Genomic DNA, 21,875 nt, shown 5'->3' with positions numbered 1-21,875 from the left:
TAGTCTCCGGTCCGCCGGCGCGCGGGGCCGGAACAGCGGAGGCTCGGTCCAGGGAGCGGGAATGTTCGACGACGCGGTGACGGAGGCAAGCGAGAAGCCGGAAGGCCGGACCAAGGCCAGTCAGGAGAAAGGCTGGCAGAAGGTCCGCATGAAGATCGAGGCGCTCGTCAAGAAGCGCCCCGACGACCACCTCTCATCACTGATGGCGGAACTGCGCGAGATCGAGATTGGCCGCGCCAATCCGGTCGACTTCTACGCCAAGCGCCACATCATCCGCCCGCTCGCCGAAAACCTGTTCAAGCGCGAGGAGAGGCAATTCAACGAGGGTTTCTACCATCCGGACATGCGGGTCGGAAAATACGTCGTCGCCTCGATCAGCCCGATCCGTTACCTGATGAAATGCGTGCGGCCAGACACCCAGGCAATCGTCGAACTGGGCAGCGGCTGGTCGGCGAACCTGTTCCAGCTCTATATTGGCCTCGGTTACCACCGGACCCGCAAGATCCGCTTTCACGGCGCAGAATACACCAAGGAAGGCCAGATCGCCGCCAATCTCCTGGCCGAGCATGACGGCCAGATCATCTACCGCTCGCACAATTGCGACTACCGGGCGCCGAACGTCGGTTATCTCCGGCCCTACAAGAAGCACATCCTGGTTTACACCCGCCACTCCATCGAGCAGGTCGACTATATCAATCCCGAGCTTTACGACATGCTGCGGGCGCTAGATGCGCAGGTGACGCTCGTCCACATCGAGCCGGTCGGCTGGCAGCGTCGGCCAGACCTGATGGAAAAGAGGCTCGCCAATGACACGGCCTTCTTTAATGCCATCGGCCATTCCATCGCCACCGATCCGGTCGCCGTCGACCGACCGGTCGAGAACGCCTCCTGGTGGTCATGGCGCATGAACTACAACATCAACCTGATCGGCATCGCCGACGAGTATTGCAACCGCAAGCTGGCCCGCCAGATCCGCCGCGAATATGAGTTCGCGGTGCCGGCAAACGTGTTCAATCCGTCGACGCTGGTGCATCTGGAATTGTGGTGAGGCGGAATGCGACGTCAGTCTCGTTGCTCCGTATGATGGTGCAAGGCGCCGGGAAGCCCTTGAACGCTGGGCGTACCGACCTCCACGTCTATGGTATCAGCACCAGCGATCCGGTCGTCCCACGCGCCTCGAGGTCGCGATGCGCTTCGGCGGCGCGTTCCAGCGGGTAGCGGGTCGGCGAAGCGAGCGTCACGATGCCGGCGCGCAGGGCTGAAAAGAAGCGCGTCACATGTGGCGCCAGCCGCTCCGGCGTGTCGGTGTAGTGCCCATAGTTCGGCCGCGACACGGTAACCGATTTCGAGGCGAAGCGGCCGATGTCCCAGTCACCGACCGGCCCCGACGCCTGGCCGAAGCTGACGAGATGCCCCCGCACCGCCAGAGCCGCCAGCGAACCGGCAAACGTGTCCTTGCCGACCGCGTCGTAGACGACGTCGGCGCCCCGCCCGCCGGTGACGCGCATCACCCCTTCGGCGAAATCCTCACGCGAATAGACGATGACATGATGCGCTCCCAGTCGCTCAACGACCCGTGCCTTGGCGTCGTCGGAGACGGTGGCGATCACCGTCGCCCCGAGGTTTTTTGCCCATTGCACGAGCAACTGGCCGATGGCGCCCGCCGCCGCATGGATAAGCACGACATGGCCGGGTCTTACCGCGAACACGTCATGCAGCAGGAAGCTGGCCGTGACGCCCTTGAGCAGGCCCGCAGCGGCCAGGCCGTCGGCAATGTCGTTCGACAGCGTGACCAGCATCTCGGCCGGCCGGTTGGTGCGCTCGGCATAGGCGCCGAGCGGCGGCCCCGCATAGGCGACCCGGTCGCCTACGGCGAGATCGTCCACGCCCTGCCCCAGCGCCTCGATCACGCCCGCCGCCTCCATGCCCGGCACACCCGGCAGGTTCAAAAGATCGAAAAACCCAGTGCGGCAATAAACGTCTATGAAGTTCACGCCGATCGCCGTGTGCCGCACGCGGACCTCGCCGGACCCTGGCGGGGGCAGCGGCACTTCGCGCAGTTGCAACACTTCCGGCCCGCCATGCCGCTCGACGACGACGGCGCGTGTGTGATCGTGGGTTGCTTGCGGTTCCTTGATACCCCCACCCCTAGCCCCTCCCCACAAGGGGGAGGGGGATGCTGTCGGCGCTTCCGTCTCGAAAGCCTGGACCTTCGCTCGGTCTGGCATCAGCGTCGCCGAATCCCCCTCCCCCTTGTGGGGAGGGGTTAGGGGTGGGGGTATGAAGGCCGGGCCAGTTCCAGTACCCGGCTCCTGGCCCCGATTCCCGACGTCACGCCGAGAGTAAACCTGCGTACTAGGCCGCCCCATCAACTTCCGTATCGCCTCGAACCCCGCCCGATAAATCCCGTCGGTCACAAGCCGCACCAGCTCGTCGCGCCGCTCGGCCGGCGGGTAAAACACGGACGACCACTCCCAGAACGTCCCGTCCCCGTCCGTCACCGGCTTCAGCGCGATACTCGCGACATAACCCATCAGCGGCAGTGGCGCTTCGAGCAGGCAATAGGTAAGCCGCCGGTCGCAATCCGACAGCGACAGAAGCTGCTCGCGCAGTTCGCCGCCGTCCTTCAGCCGAAACCGCCGCACGGAGCTTACTGCATCGACAGGCTCGCCGCCCTCGATGACGCTGGACGCGATGGCCGGATGCCAGCTTTCATGCCCGTTGAAATCGCGCAGCACACGCCAGACGTCATCGACCGGTGCGTCGATGATGGTGCTCTGCCGGACTTTCACCATGCGCGGCGGTCAGCGTCCGAACCGCTGCTTCAGCGCGGAAAAGGCCGTCTGGAAAACCCCCTGCCCGATCTGCTGGATCAGCGCCGCCTCGCGCTCCGGCGGGCAATCGAACTCCGCCTGCCATGAGGCAAAGGTTGCATTGCCGTCGGTGACAGGCGTCAGCGCCAGCGTCGCGATATAGTCCGACACGCCCATCGGGCTTTCGAGGATCGAATAGGTGTAGCTGAGGTCGTAGTCGGACAGCGCCAGCAGCCTTTCGCGGATGCGTCCGCCGTCCTTCAGCGTGAAATTCCGGATGCAGCCGATCTGGTCGGCCTTCGCCCCCTGCTCGATGCGGCTCTCGACAACGAACGGCGTCCACGACGGCAGGCCGTTGAAGTCGCGCACGATGCGCCAGACCTCGGCGGCGGGTGCTGTCATGACGGTGGAGATGTAGACTTTGGGCATCAGGCGAACTTTCGCATTCGAGAAGCCAGCGGAGGTCTGCAACCCTTCGCACCCCGCTCTGTCCTGCCGGACATCTCCCCCTCATGGGGGGAGATTGGCAGCTTCGATTTTGCCGCTCGTCCTGAAAGGCCGGAGGTTGGCGAAAGCGGAGATGACGGCCAATCTCCCCCCTTGAGGGGGAGATGTCCGGCAGGACAGAGGGGGGTAGGAAGGAATGCGACCTTCATCGACCGGCCACCCAACCCTCAATGATCCCGGTCGTCATCGTCGTCCTTCGCCGTCTTCGGCTTGCCGTTGCCCTTCTTGTCGCGCGTCAGGCTGGAAATGTCCTTTGCATCCCGCAGCACGTCCGTCATGCGCCCCAGCGAGCCGCCCTCGATGCCGATCTCCTTCATCAGATTGTCGATCATTGGCGCCTGCACGCGGTAGCGCAGAGCGGAATCGATCACTTCGTCGGTGACGTTGCGCCCCTGCCCACCGCCCGCACCGCCGGCGACGCCATCGACATGCAGAATCTTGATGCCGTCGATCTTCTCCATCGGCTTGACGCTCTCGCGGATGATGCCTTCGAGCTTGTCGATGATTTTTCCGCGCGTGCGGCTGGCGCGCGCCGGCTCGGACAGCATGTTCTCCGCCTCGTTGAGCTGCCGGTGACCGGCCGCGTCGACCTCGTAGCGTTGTGCCGCCGCGAGGGCCGCAATCTTCTCGGCTTCGGCGGTTGCTTCGGCGGCGATCTTCTGCGCCTCGGCAAGGCTTTTCGCCGCCCGCATCTCGGCCTCCGCCGCCGCGGTGATGCGCAGCGCCTCGCGCTCCGCCTCGCGGCTGGCGCCGATCAGGTCGGTCAGCTTGCGTCGCTCGGCGATCTCGCGCTCGCGTGCCGTCAGCGCCTGCTCTTCCGCCTGGATTGCCTTGGCGCGCACCGCCTCGGAGGCCGCGATGGCCGACGAGCGCTCCTGCGTCTTCTTGGCGATGTCGATCGCCTTCTGGATTTCGGCGATCTCGACATTCTGGTCGCGGGCAATGGCGAGCTGCCTCAGCTCACGCTGGCTGACCAGCTTCGCTTCTTCGATGCCGCGCTCGGTGGTGATGCGGGCGCGCTCGACCTCTTCCGCCGAGGCGATCTCGGCCTCCTCGAAGGCCTGCCGCTTGGCGATCTGCAAGGCCTCCAGATGCCGCTCGCGGGCGATCCGCACCTCGTCCAGCGCCCGGTCCTGTGCGATCCGCTCCGCCTCGGTCGACTGGTTGGCGACGATCTCGGCGCGCCGCTTCTCGGCTTCCGCCTTGGTCACTTCGAGCGCCTTGGCGGCAAGCGCGATCTGCCGCTCCAGCTCGACGATTTCCAGCGCCTTTTTTCGCTCGATCTCAAGCGCGCTCTGCGCCCGCTCGCGCTCGATCCGCGCCGTCTCCAGCGACAGTTCCAGCGCGATCTGCTCGCGCTGTGTCATCTCCCGGGTCTTCAGCTCGGCCTCGTCGAGCGCCCGCCGCCTTGCAATTTCGCGCCGCTGCGTGTCCTCCTCGCTGCGGATACGCTCCTCGGTAATGGCGCGCTCCTGCGCAAGCCGCGATTTCTCAACTGCCTCGCGCGCCGTCAGTTGTGCCTGCTCTGCCTCCTGGTCGCGCACCGCCCGCTCGCGGGCAAGCTCCGAGCGCTGCGCGGCGCGGCGTATCTCCACCTCGCGCTCCTGTTCAAGCCGCGCATATTCGCTCTCGCGGTCGATCTCCAGCACCTTGCGCTGGGTGTCGAGGTTCTGGTTGCGGATGTCGACCAGCGTGCGCTGCTCGATCTCGTTGCGCATGCGCCGCCGCGTTTCGATGGATTCGGTGAGTTGCGTCAGGCCTTCGGCGTCGAAGGCGTTGGAGGGGTCGAAGAACTCCAGGCTGGTCTGATCCAGATCAACAATGGCCACGCTCTCCAGTTCCAGCCCGTTGGCGGCCAGCGATTCCGCAGCGAGAGCCCGCACCTTCTGCGCATAGTCGCCGCGCTGCTCGTGCATCTCTTCCAGCGTCATCTGCGCTGCAACAGTGCGCATCGCGCCGGCGAATTTTCCCTCGAGCAGTTCGCGCAGCCCGTCCTCCTGCAGGGTGCGGCGCCCCAGCGTCTGCGCCGCGGTCGCCACGAGTTCGCGGCTCGCTCCCACCCGGACGAAGAACTCGGCGATGAGGTCGACGCGCATACGGTTCCTTGTGATCAGCGCCATCCCGTCCTCGCGCCGCACCTCGATGCGTAGCACGTTCATGTTGACCGGCGTTATCTCGTGCAGGACCGGGATGACGAAGGCGCCGCCGTTCACCACCACCTTCTCGCCGAGGAAACCGGTGCGCACGAACGCCGTCTCCTTGGTCGAGCGCCGGTATAGCCAGCGCAGGATGTAAACGGCGATGACAACGACAATCGCGGCGATGATCAGCCACAAGAGAAAAGTGCCGAACGTCTGCGCGTCCATCAGTTCATCCTCCGAAACGAGAAGCGGTCGGCGCGAGGCCGGAGAAAATTCAGGAATTTGGGAGAGGCACTGAATGCTCCCAGCGGCATATGCGCTAAGACGCCCCCCTCTGGCCTGCCGGCCATCTCCCCCTCAAGGGGGGAGATTGGCTGCTTCGGCGGCGCCGCTAATCTCCCCCCTTGAGGGGGAGATGGCCGGCAGGCCAGAGGGAGGTGCTTCAGAACTCGCATCACGCCCTCCTCTGCATCTTGGGCATGATGCCTTGGAACGATGTGACCGCCGCGTCGACGAAGGCCGCATCGTTGATGTTGGCCTTCACCCGCATCACCTGCCGCATCGGCGATACCCGCACCGTACGTTCGATCGCCTCGAACAACGTGTTGTCCGCCTCGGGGTCATGAAACGGCTGGCCCGGCGCGTCGAGCATCGACACGCCGCCCTCAGGCAGGAGAAACCGCACCGGCCCGTTCATGCGGTTCAGCCGCTCGCCGATCCATTCGCCGAACGCCCGGTTCTCGTCTCGCGTGGTGCGCATCAGCGTCACGTTGGGATTGTGGATGACGAATTTGCGACTACGAAAGCGCTCTGGCACGCTGTCGCGCGGCCCGAAATTCACCATGTCGAGCGCGCCGACCGAGCCGACATAGGGCAGGCCGGTGCGGATCGCCGCGCCCAGCCGGTCCTCGGTCGCCGGGAACACGCCGCCGACGATCATGTCGGCCACTTCCGTGGTCGTCAGGTCGAGAAAGCCCGACAGCAGGCGCGAATCGCCAAGGTTCTCCATCGCCCTTCCGCCGATGCCGGTGGCGTGGAACACTAGGCAGTCATAGTCGGCCTCAAGCCTTTTCGTCACCGCCTGCACCGCCGGCGTGGTCACCCCGAACATGGTGATGCCCACCGCAGGACGCGCTAGCTTGCGCTTGACCTCCCATTGTTCGCCGGACGGCAACTGCGCCACCATGCCGGCCATGGCGTGCGCCGCGTTGGACAGCACTGCCTCGGTTATCGAGTTCAGCCCCTGCACGTCGGCGACCGAGTGGAACATCATGATGTCGGCGCCGCCGACATATTTGCCGACATCGCCGGCGGCGACCGTCGAGACCATGATTTTGGGCACGCCGACCGGCAGCACGCGCATGCCAGCCGTCGCCAGCGTCGTGCCGCCCGAGCCGCCGGCCGAGATGATGCCGCCGATCTTCGGCTCCTGCGCGATCCAGCGGGCGAATGCCTCGGCCATTTCAGTCACCGAGCCGCCGCGGTCGCCCGACATGACCGCCGAAGGTCCGCCGCGATGCATCGCCGCTACCTGGCTTGCCGGCACGTCGGCGCTCGCGGGTTTTCCCGAGGTCGAAAGATCGACTGTCTTGACGGGTATCTTCAGGGCCTTCAGCCGGTCGGCGATGAAGCGCAGTTCGCGGCCTTTGGTGTCGAAAGTGCCGGCCACCAGAACGGTCCGCCCGATCCGTTCGGCAAATGGAATGGCGAAGATTTTTCCGAGATCGCCGGCGGGCTGCGTCTTTTCCACCGCCGCCTGGCGCATCACTGTCACCGGCACGTTCCAGCGGTTCGGCAGGTCGGTGACCGGCCGATAGACGCCGTTAGCGCCCTGAACCGGCGCCGCCGCTTCGCCACCGGTCCGCTCGATCCTGTAGACCTCGGCGAGTTGCGAGGCCGCCTGCGCGGCGGCCGCCGGCGTCACCGGCTCCTCTTCCGAATGCCGACCGACACCCAGCAGCCGCTGCTGCAATTCGCGATCGCCGGCCAGCGCCTTGGCGTCCATCACACGGTTGACGCGGCCATTGACCATGATCGCAACCTGGTCGGAGACGGCCGTCGCCACGCCGATATTCTGCTCGATGACGAGGATCGCCATCTCGCCTTCCCTGCCGAGTTGCACCAGCATTTTCTCGACCTGGTCGACGATGACGGGGGCAAGTCCCTCGGTCGGCTCGTCCATCACCAGGAGCTTCGGGTCGGACAGCAGCGCGCGCGAGATGGCCAGCATCTGCTGCTCGCCACCGGAAAGCTGCGAGCCGCCATTGCTCCTGCGTTCCGCCAGGCGCGGAAAAGTCTGGTAGACGCGCTCGACGGTCCAGCTCGCGTCGCGACGATTGCCAGCGGCGAGTCTCAGATGCTCATCCACCGTGAGACTCGGCCAGACGCGCCGGCCCTGCGGGACGTAGCCGACGCCCAGCCGATGGATCTCGTGCGGCTCCAGCGACGAAACCTCGCGGCCGTTGACGCGGATCGAGCCGGAGCGCGCCCGCTTCAGGCCGGTAATCGTGTTGCACAGCGTCGTCTTGCCCATGCCGTTGCGGCCGACCACCGATAGCACGCCGCTCTCCAGCGTCAGCGACACGCCCTGCAAGGCGTGGCTCTCGCCATAATAGACCTGCAGATCGTCGATCTTCAGCGCCGCGCGCGCGGCAGAACCCGGACGCTCAGCCATGGTGGCGGCCTCCGAGATAGATCTCCTGGACCTGCGGATCGGCCTCGATCTCGCGCGGCGTGCCTTCCTTGAACAGGCGGCCATTGTGCATCATCGACACATATTCGGAGACGCGCAACGCCACGTCGAGATCGTGCTCGATGATGATATAGCCGATATGTTTCGGCAGCGCGTTCAAAATGGCGACGAGGTCGCGCCGCTCGGTCGGCGACAAGCCGGCCGCCGGCTCATCGAACAGGATGAAGCGCGGCGCGCCGGCCAGCGCCAGCGCGATCTCGAGCTGCCGCTGCTGACCGTGCGACAGCGTCGCTACCAGCGTATCGCGGTCCCCTTCCAGATGCACCGCGTTGAGGATCGATTCCGCCTGCGCCATGTTGACGTCGGTCGAGGCCGGCCTGAGCAGCGAGAAGCGCCGGCGCGACACGCCACGGCAGGCGAGGAAGATCGAATCCAGCACGCTCAGGCCCTTGAAAAGCTGCGAGATCTGGTAGGTGCGGCGCAGGCCCCGGCGGATGCGCTCATGCGGCGGCAGGTCGGTAACATCCTCGCCGAAGAATTTTATGCGCCCCGCCGTCGGCAGGAAATCGCCGGTTATGGCGTTGAACAAAGTCGTCTTGCCGGCACCGTTGGAGCCGAGCACGGCGCGCCGCTCGCCGGCGGCGATCTTCATCGATATGCCGGTCAGCGCCACCAGCGCCCCGAAATGACGCGCGACGCCATCGAGCTCCAGCGCGTGCGCGCCGGTCCCCTGCAATCGTGCCGCGACGGTGTCAGACATGGGCTTTGCCCATGCATGGATCGTGGCGCTCTACGACACCCCCCTCTGTCCTGCCGGACATCTCCCCCTCATGGGGGGAGATTGGCTGGCCGTTTTGCTTTCGCCAATCTCCTGCTTTGCAGAATGGGCGAGGCCAATGAAGCTGCCAATCTCCCCCCTTGAGGGGGAGATGTCCGGCAGGACAGAGGGGGGTGTCGTAGAGCGCCACGATCGTTATTTGAGCTATCGGATCACGGGCAGCTCGGATTGTCGCGGCTCACCGCGCCCAGCGCTTTGAACTCGGCCTCGTCGATGCCCAGCGTCTGGTTCACCTGCGGCACCACCTTGACCAGCTTGTTGAGCAGATTGCCGTCCGGCCCTTCCACCACTTCCGTGAGATAGATGTCGGCGATGGCATTGCGGTTCTTGTCGAGCGACACTTTTCCGGTCGGCGTGTCGAAGGAAAGCTTCGACAATGCCGCACGCAAGTTGGCGCCGCCGTCCGAAACGTCGCCCTTGACCTCGTTGAGGCCGAGGATCGCCGCCTTCATGTTGACGTAGTAGCCATGCGCGAACAGCGACGGCGACGGGAAGGCGTTAGGCTGCTTCTTGTAAGCTTCGACGAACGCCTTCCAGGCGGGCGCATCGTTGGTGTCGGCGGTGGGACCTGCCGACGGCGTGCCGATCAGCACGTCGCGAGTCTTGCCTTGCGAGGTCAGCACCGTCTGGTCGACCGTGATCGACCCGCCCACCAGCGGCGCCGAGCCGCCGGCCTGCTGGTACTGCGACAGGAAGTTGACCGCGTCGGCGCCGCCCAGCGCCACATAGATGGCGTCGACGTCATCCGGAAGTGCTGCGATCACCGACGAAAAATCCTTGTTGCCGATCGGCACCCAGGATTTCGACGGCACCTTGCCGCCGGCCTTGCAGAACTCGGCCATGAAACCGAACACCTGCGTGTAGGGGAAGGAATAGTCCTCCGCCACGACAGCGACGTTCTTGTAGCCCTTGTCGTTGAAGGCATAGGTGCCCAGCCCCGCCATCCACTGCGCGCCGTCTGTGGAGAAGCGGAAGAAATTCTCCGCCGGGTCGCGGAAGGTGGTGTCCTGCGCGGCCGAGGTGCCGTTGATGAAGGTCACGTCCGGCTTGGTCTTGGCATAGTCCTTGACCGCGATGCCCTCGTCACCGGACAATGGCCCGACCAGCACCTTCACACCGTCCTGCTCGACCAGCTTTCGCGCCGCGCGCACCGCGCTGTCGGGCGAGGCATCGGACGAGCCCTTGACGATCTCGATCTTCTTGCCGCCTGCGGTGCCGCCGGCCTCTTCAACGGCAACCATGGCGCCGCGCTCGCCGTCCTCGCCCAGCACCGTGAACGGTCCCTCGAAGGTGGCCAGCAGGCCGATCTTGATCGTGTCGTCCTGGGCTAGCGCCAGCGACGGGGCGGTCAGGCCCGTGGCCAGCGCAAGGGCGAGAAGGCTGCGTCTGTGAAGTCTCATCATTTTCCTCCCATGTTGAAACCAAACCCCTGTCCGGTGCCTAAGGCCCCGGGCGCAAGGAATCCTGGGCGAGGTGCGGCTTCAGCCGTTCCCACAGCCCGAGAATGCCGTCCGGCGATACGAAGACGATCATCAGGAAAACCAGTCCGATCAGTGTGTTGAAGCGCTCGGCCCCGACGATGTCGATGGCGAAGGTCTGCATCAGCACGACCACGACAGCGCCGAGGAACGGCCCGATCGGATGCTTCAGTCCGCCGATCACCGCGATCACCAGCACGTTGATCGCCGCCGCCACGTTGATGGTGCCCGGCGACACCCGTCCGTTGAACCAGATCAGCAGCACGCCGGCGAGCCCGGCGATCAGGCCCGACAGGAACCAGGCGAACACCTTGTGCGCGGTGACGTGGTAACCGATGGCGCGCATGCGCCGCGGGTTGTCGCGGATCGCCTGCAGCGTCAGCCCGAAGGTCGAGCGCGAGCAATAGAGTACGGCAGCGTAGGCGAGCGCCGCGCAGCCAAGGCAGAGATAATAGAACGGCACCGGGTCGCGCCAGTTGACGCCCCAGAATTCCGGGGCACGCAGCCCGTTGAAGCCGGGAAAACCGTTGAAGATCGTATAGTTCTGTTGCGCGAAATAGAACGCCGCCGTGGCAATCGCCAGCGTGATCATGATCGTATAGATGCCCTCGGTGCGCACCGCGACCCAGCCGATCAGCGCCGAGACGATGGCAGCCAACAGCATGGCGAAGGGCGCCACGATCCACCACGGCCAGCCGAAGCCGTGCACGCCCGAATTGTTCAGCCCGAAGATGGCCACCGCGTAGCCGGCGATGCCGGCCACCGTGATCTGCGCCAGGCTGACCATGCCGCCATAGCCGGCCAGCACCATCAGCGACAGGCCGATCATGCCGAAGATCAGCGAATAGCCGCCGATCTGGGTGAGGAAAAAGTCGTTGGCGACCGCCGGATAGAAGATCAGCGCCGCCGCGAGCAGGATGTGGCCGGCGCCGATCTTGCCGAGGAAAGCCGGGCGCTCCGTGGCAGGGGTGGTTGCCACGAGGCTCATCGCGCCTTCCCCATGATGCCCTGCGGCCGGATCGCCAGCGTCACCACCATGATGACGAAGGTCAGCACCACGCCGTAGGTCGGGAAGTAGACGAGACCGATCTGCTCGGCGAGCCCGATCAGCAGCGCGCCGATCGCCGCTCCGGTGATCGAGCCCATGCCGCCGACGATGACCACCACAAGCGAGGCCAGCAGGTAGCGCACGTCCTCGCCGGGCGCGACCGACAGCGCCGAGCCGCCGACCACGCCGGCGAAACCCGCCAGCCCTGCGCCGACTGCGAAGACGATGGCGAACACGGCATGCACGTTGACACCCGACGCCGACAGCATGGCGCGGTCGTCGACACCCGCGCGGATCATCATGCCGACGCGCGTGCGGTTGAGCATCAGCCACAGGCCGACGCCGATAACGACCGCCGCCGCCAACACCACCAGCCGGTAGAACGGATAGGTGAGGAAGACCGACGCGCCGTTGGAGCGCACGGCGGTAATCACCGGCAGCGTCACCGCGCCGTCCAGCCATTCCGGCGTCGCAAGCTGATAGGTCTGCCCGCCCCATACGGCGAGCATCAGGTCGGCAGCCACGATGGAAATGCCGATGGTCACCAGCGTTTGCCGGAGATCGTCGCCCTCCAGCCTGCGGAACACCAGCACCTGCATCAGCACGCCGACGACAGCCAGCACGACAAAACCGGCGGCGACCCCGAGCAGCCAGTAGCCGGTGCGCGCGCCGACCTCGTAGCCGATATAGGCGCCGAGCAGGTAGAGCGAGCCATGCGCGAGGTTGACGTTGCGCATCAGCCCAAACACCAGCGTGAAGCCGCTGGCGACGAGGAAATAGAGGCCGGCCAGCGTCAACCCGTTCATGACGGCGCTGACGAAGGCCTTTTTCGAGATCAGCACCGCGTTCAGCCAGGCTGGCCAGACGGCGAAGATCAGCCAGGCGACGACGGCCGCCAGCAGAAGCCAGAACAGCCCCCACACCTGTTTGCGCGTGAAGCCGGTGGATTCCACCGAGGTGCGGGGCTGTTCGAGCAGGCTCATGCGGGACGCCTTGCGGGGTGCTGCTTGGCAACGCCGCGCTCTGTCGCACCCCCCTCTGTCCTGCCGGACATCTCCCCCTCAAGGGGGGAGATTGGCAGCTTCGCCCTTGCCGCCTCTTCCGCACCGCTGGAGATTCGCGAAATCCAAGCGGCCGGCCAATCTCCCCCCTTGAGGGGGAGATGTCCGGCAGGACAGAGGGGGGTGCGAAGAGATGCAAACATCGACGGCGACCGCCCCTACGCCGTCAGCCTGCGCCGCGCCTCGTTCATGCGCGGTGCCTTGTGGAATTTGCCGTCCTTCATGATCGCCAGAATGCGGTTCTTGTCCTGCAGGATGCGCACGTCGGAGATCGGGTCGCCGTCGACCAGCAGCAGGTCGGCGAGATAACCTTCCTTGATCATGCCGAGTTCGTCGCCCATGTTCATGATCTGCCCGCCATATTTGGTGGCGGCGAGAATTGCCTCCATCGGCGAGAAGCCGAGCATCTCGACGAAGGTCTGGATGTCCTTGGCGTTGGTGCCCTGCGGGGTCCAGGCGAAACCGTAGTCGCCGCCGATGCAGATGCGGATGCCGCGCCGGTGCATCTTCTTCATGGTGTCGATGCACATTTCGAGCTCGCGCTCATATTCGATCGTCACCGGCGAGCCGGGCTTGATGCCCCACGGCTCGGCGTAGCGCGCCGTGTTGATCAGCCAGGCGATGCCCGGCGCGACGAAATGCTTGTCCTTGACCGCTTCCAGCATGTCGAGCGCTTCCTCGTCGGCGAAGGAGGCGTGATAGATGTTCTGGATGCCGTGGCGCACGCACTGCTTGACCGAGCCCGACGAGCGGGCATGCGCGGACAGCACCTTGTTGCGGCAGCGCGCCTCGGAAGCGGCCATCGCCACCTCCTCCTCGGACATCGGCGTTTCTTCCGCGCCCATGCCGGTCAGCGACTCGCCGGATAGATTGAGTTTTATCGAATCGACGCCGTATTTGATGAGCTGGCGCACTGTGCGGCGGATCTCTTCCGGCCCCGACACGACGAGGCCGAGGTTCAGCCCCTCATGCGGGATATGCGACGGCGCCGCATCGCCAAGCCCGCCCACCGTGGTGATCTCGGGTCCAGCCGCCAGATAGCGCGGCCCCGGAAACCGCCCCTGGTTGATGAATTTTTTCGCCACCACGTCGAGACGCGGCTTTGCCGCGGCCGCGCCCCGCCCGGCTGTGAAGCCGGCATCAAGCACCAGCTTGGCCATCTCCATGGTGACCAGCATGTGCTCTTCCAGTTCCATCATCTGGATCGGGTCGATGCCGGGCGCATTGTTCCAGGAGAGGTGCAGATGCGCGTCGATCATGCCGGGCATCAGCGTGGCGCCCATGCCGTCGATCGTCGTCGTGCCACCGGACCCGCTGTAGCCAGTCGATGAACCGCCGAAGCGCGATGAGCCGCGCGTGATCTGCTTGATGCGGTTGCCCTGCACCAGCACCTCGCCGGTATAGGGATATTCGCCCGTCGAATCGAGCACGCGCACATTGGTGAAAACGATGTTGCCGGAACCGTTTCCGCTCCAGCCATTGTTCCAGTCGTCTGCCATCTCTACCTCCCAATGGCCGATGCTGTCAGCGTTGCGCGTCCTTCATCGGTGGACGCGCATCAGAAAATCGGCAAGCCGCCGGCTGCTCTCCCCCGGAGCCTCGACCGTGGCCCAGTGGCCGCAGCGGTCGAGCGACGAGAATACGGCTCCCTTGATCCTGTCGGCAAGCACCTGCGCGACGCTCGGCGGGTTCACAGTGTCGGCATCGCCGGTGATCAGCAATGCCGGGGCGTTGATCCGCCTGGCATCGACGGCCTGCGCCCTGGCCAATGCCTCACAGGCGCGGGCGTAGGATTCGAAATCCTGCCGCGTGATCGATTCCCGCACGAAGGCGGCCGCCGCCGGAAAATGCTCGCGCGTGTGCGCCGAGATGGCGTTGGCCACGATCTGGTCGGCGATATCCGACATGCCGCCCGAACGCGCCAGCTTTGCCCGCGCCTGCAATCCTTGCCGGGTCGCTTCGGCGGGTTCCGCCAGCGCGCCGAACAGCACCAGCGATGCGACCGTCTCCGGCCGCTCGGCCGCGATTTGCTGCGCCACGATGGTGCCCATCGAATGGCCGACCACATGGGCCTTCTCAACGCCGGTTACCTCCATCACTTTGAGCACAGCCCGCGCCATGCCCTCGATCGACAGCACATCGACGGGACGCGGCGAGCGGCCCGATCCGGGAAGATCGACGCGCACGACCCGAAACCCGCTCAGCGCCTGCATCTGCGGGAAGAACATATTCGACGTGCCGCCCAAGCCGTGGATCATCACGACCGGAAAACCCTCGCCGGAAACCTCCGCGACGGCCTGCCCGACGCTGACGGTCGTCATAACACGCGCTCCGTGATCGGGTTCTCCAGCGCGCCGATGCCGTCGATCTCGACGCGCACGAAGTCGCCGGCCTTCAGATATTTCGGCGGATCAAAACCGATGCCGACGCCGGCCGGCGTGCCGGTGGCGATGATGTCGCCAGGCTTCAGCGTGATGCCCTCCGACAGCGTGGCGATGATCGTCGGAATATCGAAGATCAGCAGCGGGATCTTTGAATCCTGCCTGAGTTCGCCGTTGACGAAGCAGCGAATGCCTGTGTGCTCCAGGTCGATCTCGTCCTTGGTCACCGCCCAGGGCCCCATCGGGCAGAACGTGTCCTGCGACTTGCCGATCAGCCACTGGCTGTATTTCCCTTGCAGGTCGCGCGCCGTCACGTCGTTGACGATGGTGTAGCCCCAGACGTGGTCGAAGGCGTTCTCCTTCGAGATGCCGCGCCCTGCCTTGCCGATGATCACCGCGAGCTCCGCCTCGTAGTCGATCGCGGTCGAGACCTTGCTGTCGATCACAACATTGGCGCGGTTGGCGATGACCGATTCCGGCACTTTTGAAAAAATAATCGGGTTTTTCGGGATCGCTCCGGCCGCCGCGCTGGAATCGAAGCCGCTTTTCGCGAACTCATGCGCGTGCTCGTAATAATTCTTGCCGACGCAGAAGATGTTGCGGCGCGGCTGCGGGATCGGCGCCTCCAGCTCGACCTGGTTGAGCGGGATCGGCGATAGCGTACGCGGCACACCGGCTCCGTTGCGGTCGATCAGCGCAACGATGCCGTTTTCGGCGCGCTCGACAGGCAGGTCGAAGGGCGCGATCGTCTCGTTGTCAGTATCCACGAGACCGACCCGGCGCTCGCCGCCGATCGAGAATGTCGCCACCCTCATGCTTCTCTCCCTGAACCTTTTTTGAGCCAATTCAAGCCCATTTCGGTTACGCTAGCGCCGATTGGTTCCTATCGCAAGGGTGATTGTTCCCTATCAGTCTGATTTTTGGTGTCTATCCCGTCGAAACTGCGGATTTCCGCTGGACGAGGCGTGAGACCATCAATAGATTGGTTCAATATCGGTTCACTACAGGAATCGCTTGCATGCCAAAACTGGTCGCCGGAGACATCGCCACAGCGCTCAGGAAGCGTATTTCGTCGGGGGAGTGGGAGGACCGCATCCCGCCGGAGCGCGACCTTGCCGGCGAATTCGGCGTGGCGCGCAATACGGTGCGGCGCGCCGTCGGCCTGTTGGAGGAGGACGGTACGCTGGTCCGCCAGGTCGGGCGCGGCACTTTCGTCGCAGCGGCCGACCCCAACTCCATGGCCGCCGCCTTCACCCGCATGGAAGGCACCAGCCCGGCCGACATGATGGAAATCCGCCTCCTGCTGGAGCCCGCCGCCGCAGGCTTCGCCGCCACCAACGCCAGCGCCGGCGAACTCAACGCCGTGCGCGACGCCTACCAGACCGCCTGCGAGGCGACCGACATGCCCGAATTCGAGCATTGGGACGCCGAATTCCACCACCGCATCTTCGCCTGCTCGCGCAACGAATTTTTGAAGGAACTGCACAACCTCATGCGCATCCTGCGCAACCAGTCGCCCTGGTTCGAGATGAAAAAACGTTCCTTTTCCGAGGAACGCCGCCAGACCTATTGCGTCGAGCATGAGGCCATCCTCGACCGCCTGCTGCGCCGCGACCCCGAAGGCGCCCGCGCCGCCATGCTGGCGCATCTGCAGACGGTGGCGAAGAATTTGCTGGGACGATAACCTTTGACGGCGAGACTGGGCCGATTGGCCCGGCCGGGTTCTTGATCGTCTATCCGCCACCGGCCGCGCATCAGAGCGCACGCCTCCGCCTGCCAGCGTCATCCGGCCTCAACGTCGCCAAACTCGGCTTCCCGATCTGACCAATTTGCAAGGTCACGATCCCCGCCATTCATTTTTCTGGACTTTCGCTGTATTCCGCTAAATATAGCGATTTCGGATGACGAAGGCCCTGTCTTCGTGTCGGTGTAGACCAATGGACGACGGACCGGCCGGCCGTCGCGGCCCGAAATGCAGTTCGTACCATTCCCGGCCATGGTAAGGCACAGGAGCATCCGGGGAGGAGAGCTTTGGCCATGCAGACCAATAGTCAAGCAGCGCAGCGTTTCCACACCGAGCGCGTCCACGCGGCAATCGCGTCCGATGCCGCCGCCAAGTCGGCGCTTGTCGCATCCTGGCGCCGTTCCGCCACGCTGCACCATCTCGACCCCGGCGAACGCAAGGGGCCGACCCGGTTGACGCAGGGCGAATTGAACGAGGCCAAGCGGCGGATAGAGCCGCTTCTGCGCGTCGCGCAGGCCAGCCTCGACCGGCTGTATCAGGCGGTCGGCGGCGTCGGCTGCTGCGTGCTTCTGGCCGACCGCGACGGCATCCCCCTCGACCGGCGCGGCGCGGTCTCCGACGACAGCACGTTTCGCGACTGGGGCCTGTGGACCGGCACCGTCTGGAGCGAACAGGCGGAAGGCACCAACGGCATCGGCACCTGCCTGGTGGAGCAGCGGACCCTGACGATCCACGCCGACCAGCATTTTTATGACCGCAACACCCTGCTGTCCTGCACCACCGCGCCGATCTTCGACCATGAAGGCAATCTGGCCGCAGCCCTCGACGTGTCCTCCTGCCGCGCCGACCTGACCGAAGGGTTTGTCAACCTGATCTCGATGGCCGTGTCGGACGCCGCGCGCCGCATCGAGGCCGATCATTTTCGCATGGCATTTTCCGATGCGCGCATCCTGCTGGCGCCGACACGGGACAAGAGCTCGGGCGCCCTGCTTGCGGTCGACGGCGACGACATCGTCATCGGCGCGACGAGGGCGGCGCGGCTGGCCCTGGGACTCACCGCCGACAGCCTCGCCCGCCCCCTTCCCGCAGCCGATCTGCTCGGGCAGCAGGCGGTGCACGGCGGCGAATTGCGCGACGCGGAACGCGCCGTGCTGCAGCGGGCGCTGGCGCGCACCGACGGCAACACCGCCGCCGCCGCCCGCCTGCTCGGCATCAGCCGCGCCACGCTTTACCGAAAGCTCGGAAGGCTTGAAACCAACCGGACGCGGGAGGGATCGCCCCCGGATGCTCCTCCCCGCCTCTTGCGAGGGCACAGCGATGCGCATTGACGGGTTCGGTTCGCCGCGCTCTTTGCAATCCTCGGACCGCGAGGCCTTGCCTCTTGCCCGCGACGACGTCCGCATGGTTTCCAGCACCGACATCTTTCAGGCCGGCGAGCACGAGATCGCCATCTTTCACGGTGATTCCGTCTACAGCCTGAAGATCACCAAATTGGGCAAGCTCGTGCTCAACAAGTGACCCTCCGGAACTTCCCGGCGGCGCCTGCCGCCCCCGCCTGTCTCACATCTGCGACACTTCCGGCCAGCGACCTCGCGCGCCCCGGCTGACAATTTCCCCGAGCCGCGTCATCGATCCCATCGGACGCGCCGCATGGTGCGGCGTATGTCATCCGGGAGGATCGGAATGAACAAGGTTGAATTTTCACGCGCCGCGAAAGTCCCGTTCGCCAAGACATACGGCAACTTCATTGGCGGCAAATATGTGCCCGCCAAGTCGGGAAAGACTTTTGAGAACACCTCCCCGGTCAACGGCCGGGTTCTGTGCGAGATCGCCCGCTCCGAGGCCGCCGACGTCGAGGCCGCTCTCGACGCCGCGCATGCCGCGAAGGAAAAGTGGGGCAAGACCAGCCCGGCCGAGCGCGCGCTGCTGCTCAACCGCATCGCCGACAAGATGGAGCAGAACCTCGCCACGCTGGCGCTGGCCGAGACCTGGGACAACGGCAAGCCGATCCGCGAATCGACCGCCGCCGACATCCCGCTCGCCATCGACCATTTCCGTTATTTCGCCGGCGTGGTCCGTGCCCAGGAAGGCGCGATTTCCGAGATCGACCACGACACCGTCGCCTATCATTTCCATGAGCCGCTGGGCGTGGTCGGCCAGATCATTCCTTGGAATTTCCCGATCCTCATGGCCGTGTGGAAGCTTGCGCCCGCGCTCGCCGCCGGCAACTGCGTCGTCCTGAAACCCGCAGAGCAGACACCCGCTTCGATCCACGTGCTGATCGACCTGATCGCCGACATCCTGCCGCCAGGCGTGCTCAACGTCGTCAACGGTTTTGGCCTGGAGGCCGGCAAGCCGCTGGCGTCGAACCCGCGCATCGCCAAGATCGCCTTCACCGGCGAGACGACGACCGGCCGGCTCATCATGCAATATGCCGCGCAGAACCTCATCCCGGTGACGCTCGAACTCGGCGGCAAGAGCCCCAACATCTTCTTCCAGGACGTCGCGGCCGAGGACGACGATTTCCTGGACAAGGCGATCGAGGGTTTTGTCATGTTCGCCCTCAACCAGGGCGAGGTCTGCACCTGCCCCAGCCGTGCGTTGGTTCACGAGAAGATCTACGACAAGTTCATGGAGAAGGCGGTGAAGCGCGTCGAGGCCATCGTCCAGGGCGACCCGCTCGATCCGGCCACCATGATCGGCGCGCAGGCCTCGTCGGAGCAGCTCGAAAAGATCCTGTCCTATCTCGACATCGGCAGACAAGAAGGTGCCGAGGTGCTGACGGGCGGCGAGCGCAACCACCTGCCGGGCGACCTCGCCGGCGGCTATTACGTCCAGCCGACCGTGTTCAAGGGCACCAACAAGATGCGCATCTTCCAGGAGGAGATCTTTGGACCGGTCGTTTCGGTGGCGACCTTCAAGGACGACGACGAGGCCCTGTCGGTCGCCAACGACACGCTCTACGGCCTCGGCGCCGGCGTCTGGACCCGAGATGGCACGCGCGCCTATCGCTTCGGCCGCGCCATCCAGGCCGGCCGCGTCTGGACGAACTGCTACCACGCCTATCCCGCGCACGCGGCGTTCGGCGGCTACAAGCAGTCCGGCATCGGCCGCGAGACCCACAAGATGATGCTCGACCACTACCAGCAGACCAAGAACATGCTGGTCAGCTACAGCCCGAAGAAGCTCGGGTTTTTCTGATGGGCCGCCGATCCCTCCCCCTTGCGGGAGGGTGGCCAGCCGCGTTTGCGGCTGGCCGGGTGGGGTCGCCGCGGTAGCGCTCGACCTCATGAAGACAAGGGCGGACCGGGGACATTACCCCACCGGCTCGCTTCGCTCGCCACCCTCCCCGCAAGGCGGAGGGAACTATGGAGCCATCCCATGTCCGACCGTCTCGTCCTCGACAAGGTTTCCGCAACTCCCGAAGCCGAAATGTTCCTCGCCGAGATCATCGCCGATCACGGCCCGGTGCTGTTCCACCAGTCCGGCGGCTGCTGCGACGGCTCCTCGCCCATGTGTTATCCCAGCGGCGATTTCATCGTCGGCGACCGCGACGTGCTGCTCGGCACCGTCGGCGATACGCCGGTTTATATTAGCGAATCGCAATATGAGGCATGGAAACACACCGACCTCATCCTCGACGTCGTCCCGGGTCGCGGCGGCATGTTCTCGCTCGACAACGGCCGGGAGAAGCGTTTTCTCACCCGTTCGACCATCTGCGCCGTGCCGTAGGGATTTGTGAAAGGCGGGCCCTACCCCGCCCGGCGAAACGCCATCGGGGTCATGCCGAACCGCGCGCGAAACGTGCCATTGAAGGTCGACAGGTCGCCGAACCCGGCCTCGAAGGCGATGGCCGATACGGCATCCCGCGTGGCCAGCAGGCGCAGCGCCGCGCGGCGCAGCCGGATGCCGAGCAGATATTGATAGGGCGTGGCACCGACGCTGCGCCGGAAGGTGCGCAGGAAATGGAACTTGCTCATCGCGGCGATGCTGGCCAGTTGGTCGAGATCGAGCGCCTGCTCCGAATGGTTTTCGATGTAGCGCAATGCGCGGCTTAATCGGCGGGAATCTTGAGCCGAAACCCGAGGCGCCATAGCAGCAGCGCCGGATAGCGCGCGCACCACGGCCGCCACGAAGCCGACCAGATCCTCCTCGGTCTTCAGGCGGTCGCGATTCCCGCCGCCGGCTTCCAGCATGACCGTATGGGGCAGCATCTCGCGCCCTGACGGCAGCATCGCCGCTGGAAAACGAAATTTCGAGGAGCCGGCGGCTGTCGCGGCAATCTCGGCGAAATAGTCGGGGGCGAACTGCACGCCGATGCAGCGGTCGCCGACGGCGTGGTCATGGCCGCATTCGTAACAGGCGCCAAAATTGCCGAGCAGCACCGCGCCGGGATGCAGCAGTGCCTTGCCCTGATCCGACGCATAGTTGAACGAGCCGGCGACCACGGCGGCGATCGAGACGCAATCGTGCCGTTCCTCGAATGGCCGGTCACCGGGGCCTGCCTCGCAGACATATTCATGCACCGACCAGCCTGGCCCAACGGCAAGCCGCCGCGCGGCCGGAGCACCGGCGTGCGCGGCCCGGCTGTCGACTTCGACCTCCACCGTATCCATCGCGGAAGAATAGCAATTTTCCCCAAGCCTCCGAAAGCGCGCCGCCGCAGATTGCCGCCATCTCATGACGGTTCCGTTTGCGGGGCGTCCAAACGCTTGGAGAAGACGATGACGATGATAGACCATGTTTCGATCGGCGTTCGCGACGTCGCGCGCGCCAAGAAATTCTACGACGCGGTGCTCGCGCCGCTCGGCTATTCTTGCCTCAGCGACGGCGAAACTTCACTGGGTTACGGCAAGGACTCGGTCGCGCTGTGGATCGGCCAGAGCAGCCGCCCGGTTCCGGAGGATACCGCATCCGGGCTGCATTTCTGCTTCGCCGCGCCGACCCGCAAATCCGTCGCTCAATTCCACGAAGCGGCTATGAAGGCAGGCGGCCGCGACAACGGTCCTGCCGGCCTGCGCGCCGACTATGGCGACAATTATTACGCGGCCTTCGTCGTCGACCCCGACGGCTACCGCATCGAGGCCTATTGCGCCGCAGCCGAGTGACGTTTTACCCAGTCCACTCGGAAACCCGAAAACCGTTCGCGCGTGGCCGATGCTCGAAGGGTAA

At 65.2% G+C, this 21,875-nt stretch carries 19 protein-coding genes; 7 read left to right on the top strand and 12 right to left on the bottom strand.

Features of this window, described 5'->3' with window-relative positions; translation table 11 throughout:
- The first annotated feature begins 61 nt into the window (after nucleotides 1–61).
- On the top strand, nucleotides 62–1,048 hold the full coding sequence (locus ABMA59_RS12510; protein WP_349005692.1) for a hypothetical protein: 987 nt from the start codon (nucleotides 62–64) through the stop codon (nucleotides 1,046–1,048).
- 88 nt (nucleotides 1,049–1,136) lie between these two features.
- Here ABMA59_RS12510 and ABMA59_RS12505 read toward each other — a convergent pair whose 3' ends face one another.
- From ABMA59_RS12505 to ABMA59_RS12455, 11 genes are all read right to left on the bottom strand, one after another.
- Complete coding sequence (locus ABMA59_RS12505; protein ID WP_349005691.1) at nucleotides 1,137–2,795, bottom strand: zinc-binding dehydrogenase; 1,659 nt, start codon at nucleotides 2,793–2,795, stop codon at nucleotides 1,137–1,139.
- A gap of 9 nt (nucleotides 2,796–2,804) precedes the next feature.
- Nucleotides 2,805–3,242 (bottom strand): SRPBCC family protein, encoded by a 438-nt coding sequence (locus ABMA59_RS12500; protein WP_349005690.1) that lies wholly within the window; start codon nucleotides 3,240–3,242, stop codon nucleotides 2,805–2,807.
- A 245-nt stretch (nucleotides 3,243–3,487) separates the two neighbouring features.
- The gene (locus ABMA59_RS12495; protein ID WP_349005689.1) at nucleotides 3,488–5,686 is read right to left on the bottom strand and encodes a flotillin family protein; all 2,199 of its coding nucleotides are present in this window, start codon (nucleotides 5,684–5,686) and stop codon (nucleotides 3,488–3,490) included.
- A 229-nt stretch (nucleotides 5,687–5,915) separates the two neighbouring features.
- Nucleotides 5,916–8,135 (bottom strand): ABC transporter permease, encoded by a 2,220-nt coding sequence (locus ABMA59_RS12490; RefSeq protein WP_349005688.1) that lies wholly within the window; start codon nucleotides 8,133–8,135, stop codon nucleotides 5,916–5,918.
- Entirely contained in the window at nucleotides 8,128–8,913 is a 786-nt protein-coding gene (locus ABMA59_RS12485; RefSeq protein WP_349005687.1) for an ABC transporter ATP-binding protein, read from the bottom strand. The genes ABMA59_RS12490 and ABMA59_RS12485 overlap by 8 nt, the downstream gene beginning before the upstream one ends.
- A gap of 230 nt (nucleotides 8,914–9,143) precedes the next feature.
- On the bottom strand, nucleotides 9,144–10,391 hold the full coding sequence (locus tag ABMA59_RS12480; RefSeq protein WP_349005686.1) for an ABC transporter substrate-binding protein: 1,248 nt from the start codon (nucleotides 10,389–10,391) through the stop codon (nucleotides 9,144–9,146).
- A 40-nt stretch (nucleotides 10,392–10,431) separates the two neighbouring features.
- A complete protein-coding gene (locus ABMA59_RS12475; protein ID WP_349005685.1) occupies nucleotides 10,432–11,457 on the bottom strand; it encodes a branched-chain amino acid ABC transporter permease in 1,026 nt (341 codons plus the stop codon).
- Nucleotides 11,454–12,500, bottom strand: coding sequence for a branched-chain amino acid ABC transporter permease (locus ABMA59_RS12470; RefSeq protein ID WP_349005684.1), 1,047 nt, complete (start codon nucleotides 12,498–12,500; stop codon nucleotides 11,454–11,456). Before ABMA59_RS12470 ends, ABMA59_RS12475 begins: the two co-directional genes overlap by 4 nt.
- A 236-nt stretch (nucleotides 12,501–12,736) precedes the next feature.
- Entirely contained in the window at nucleotides 12,737–14,077 is a 1,341-nt protein-coding gene (locus ABMA59_RS12465) for a metal-dependent hydrolase family protein (protein ID WP_349005683.1), read from the bottom strand.
- A gap of 42 nt (nucleotides 14,078–14,119) precedes the next feature.
- Complete coding sequence (locus ABMA59_RS12460; RefSeq protein ID WP_349005682.1) at nucleotides 14,120–14,899, bottom strand: alpha/beta fold hydrolase; 780 nt, start codon at nucleotides 14,897–14,899, stop codon at nucleotides 14,120–14,122.
- A complete protein-coding gene (locus ABMA59_RS12455; protein WP_349005681.1) occupies nucleotides 14,896–15,774 on the bottom strand; it encodes a fumarylacetoacetate hydrolase family protein in 879 nt (292 codons plus the stop codon). Before ABMA59_RS12455 ends, ABMA59_RS12460 begins: the two co-directional genes overlap by 4 nt.
- 203 nt (nucleotides 15,775–15,977) lie before the next feature.
- On the opposite strand from ABMA59_RS12455, the gene ABMA59_RS12450 reads away from it, so the two are divergent.
- The 5 genes from ABMA59_RS12450 (at nucleotide 15,978) to ABMA59_RS12430 (ending at nucleotide 20,435) form a co-directional block, all read left to right on the top strand.
- Nucleotides 15,978–16,643, top strand: a complete 666-nt coding sequence (locus ABMA59_RS12450; RefSeq protein WP_349005680.1) for a FadR/GntR family transcriptional regulator — start codon at nucleotides 15,978–15,980, stop codon at nucleotides 16,641–16,643.
- Between the two features lie 353 nt (nucleotides 16,644–16,996).
- On the top strand, nucleotides 16,997–18,031 hold the full coding sequence (locus ABMA59_RS12445) for a GAF domain-containing protein (RefSeq protein WP_349005679.1): 1,035 nt from the start codon (nucleotides 16,997–16,999) through the stop codon (nucleotides 18,029–18,031).
- Complete coding sequence (gene hemP / locus ABMA59_RS12440) at nucleotides 18,021–18,221, top strand: hemin uptake protein HemP (protein WP_349005678.1); 201 nt, start codon at nucleotides 18,021–18,023, stop codon at nucleotides 18,219–18,221. The genes ABMA59_RS12445 and hemP overlap by 11 nt, the downstream gene beginning before the upstream one ends.
- A gap of 165 nt (nucleotides 18,222–18,386) precedes the next feature.
- Complete coding sequence (gene adh, locus ABMA59_RS12435) at nucleotides 18,387–19,904, top strand: aldehyde dehydrogenase (RefSeq protein WP_349005677.1); 1,518 nt, start codon at nucleotides 18,387–18,389, stop codon at nucleotides 19,902–19,904.
- A 180-nt stretch (nucleotides 19,905–20,084) separates the two neighbouring features.
- Nucleotides 20,085–20,435 (top strand): DUF779 domain-containing protein, encoded by a 351-nt coding sequence (locus tag ABMA59_RS12430; RefSeq protein WP_349005676.1) that lies wholly within the window; start codon nucleotides 20,085–20,087, stop codon nucleotides 20,433–20,435.
- Between the two features lie 20 nt (nucleotides 20,436–20,455).
- Here ABMA59_RS12430 and ABMA59_RS12425 read toward each other — a convergent pair whose 3' ends face one another.
- Nucleotides 20,456–21,310 (bottom strand): helix-turn-helix domain-containing protein, encoded by an 855-nt coding sequence (locus ABMA59_RS12425; RefSeq protein ID WP_349005675.1) that lies wholly within the window; start codon nucleotides 21,308–21,310, stop codon nucleotides 20,456–20,458.
- Nucleotides 21,311–21,433: 123 nt separating this feature from the next.
- On the opposite strand from ABMA59_RS12425, the gene ABMA59_RS12420 reads away from it, so the two are divergent.
- Nucleotides 21,434–21,811, top strand: coding sequence for a VOC family protein (locus ABMA59_RS12420; protein ID WP_349005859.1), 378 nt, complete (start codon nucleotides 21,434–21,436; stop codon nucleotides 21,809–21,811).
- Nucleotides 21,812–21,875: the final 64 nt, after the last annotated feature.

Origin of the sequence: Mesorhizobium yinganensis (genome assembly GCF_040081985.1) — a bacterium.
GTDB lineage: Bacteria > Pseudomonadota > Alphaproteobacteria > Rhizobiales > Rhizobiaceae > Kumtagia > Kumtagia yinganensis.
This window is presented reverse-complemented; position numbering and strand designations above follow the sequence as displayed.

What these genes read in the sequence shown, in the direction of transcription:
- ABMA59_RS12510 (WP_349005692.1), top strand. Translation starts at nt 62, where the DNA reads ATGTTCGACGACGCGGTGACGGAGGCAAGCGAGAAGCCGGAAGGCCGG.
- ABMA59_RS12455 (WP_349005681.1), bottom strand. Translation starts at nt 15,774, where the DNA reads ATGAGGGTGGCGACATTCTCGATCGGCGGCGAGCGCCGGGTCGGTCTC.
- ABMA59_RS12490 (WP_349005688.1), bottom strand. Translation starts at nt 8,135, where the DNA reads ATGGCTGAGCGTCCGGGTTCTGCCGCGCGCGCGGCGCTGAAGATCGAC.
- ABMA59_RS12485 (WP_349005687.1), bottom strand. Translation starts at nt 8,913, where the DNA reads ATGTCTGACACCGTCGCGGCACGATTGCAGGGGACCGGCGCGCACGCG.
- ABMA59_RS12420 (WP_349005859.1), top strand. Translation starts at nt 21,434, where the DNA reads ATGATAGACCATGTTTCGATCGGCGTTCGCGACGTCGCGCGCGCCAAG.
- ABMA59_RS12465 (WP_349005683.1), bottom strand. Translation starts at nt 14,077, where the DNA reads ATGGCAGACGACTGGAACAATGGCTGGAGCGGAAACGGTTCCGGCAAC.
- hemP (WP_349005678.1), top strand. Translation starts at nt 18,021, where the DNA reads ATGCGCATTGACGGGTTCGGTTCGCCGCGCTCTTTGCAATCCTCGGAC.
- ABMA59_RS12450 (WP_349005680.1), top strand. Translation starts at nt 15,978, where the DNA reads ATGCCAAAACTGGTCGCCGGAGACATCGCCACAGCGCTCAGGAAGCGT.
- ABMA59_RS12495 (WP_349005689.1), bottom strand. Translation starts at nt 5,686, where the DNA reads ATGGACGCGCAGACGTTCGGCACTTTTCTCTTGTGGCTGATCATCGCC.
- ABMA59_RS12445 (WP_349005679.1), top strand. Translation starts at nt 16,997, where the DNA reads ATGCAGACCAATAGTCAAGCAGCGCAGCGTTTCCACACCGAGCGCGTC.
- ABMA59_RS12475 (WP_349005685.1), bottom strand. Translation starts at nt 11,457, where the DNA reads ATGAGCCTCGTGGCAACCACCCCTGCCACGGAGCGCCCGGCTTTCCTC.
- ABMA59_RS12430 (WP_349005676.1), top strand. Translation starts at nt 20,085, where the DNA reads ATGTCCGACCGTCTCGTCCTCGACAAGGTTTCCGCAACTCCCGAAGCC.
- ABMA59_RS12505 (WP_349005691.1), bottom strand. Translation starts at nt 2,795, where the DNA reads ATGGTGAAAGTCCGGCAGAGCACCATCATCGACGCACCGGTCGATGAC.
- ABMA59_RS12470 (WP_349005684.1), bottom strand. Translation starts at nt 12,500, where the DNA reads ATGAGCCTGCTCGAACAGCCCCGCACCTCGGTGGAATCCACCGGCTTC.
- ABMA59_RS12460 (WP_349005682.1), bottom strand. Translation starts at nt 14,899, where the DNA reads ATGACGACCGTCAGCGTCGGGCAGGCCGTCGCGGAGGTTTCCGGCGAG.
- ABMA59_RS12500 (WP_349005690.1), bottom strand. Translation starts at nt 3,242, where the DNA reads ATGCCCAAAGTCTACATCTCCACCGTCATGACAGCACCCGCCGCCGAG.
- adh (WP_349005677.1), top strand. Translation starts at nt 18,387, where the DNA reads ATGAACAAGGTTGAATTTTCACGCGCCGCGAAAGTCCCGTTCGCCAAG.
- ABMA59_RS12480 (WP_349005686.1), bottom strand. Translation starts at nt 10,391, where the DNA reads ATGAGACTTCACAGACGCAGCCTTCTCGCCCTTGCGCTGGCCACGGGC.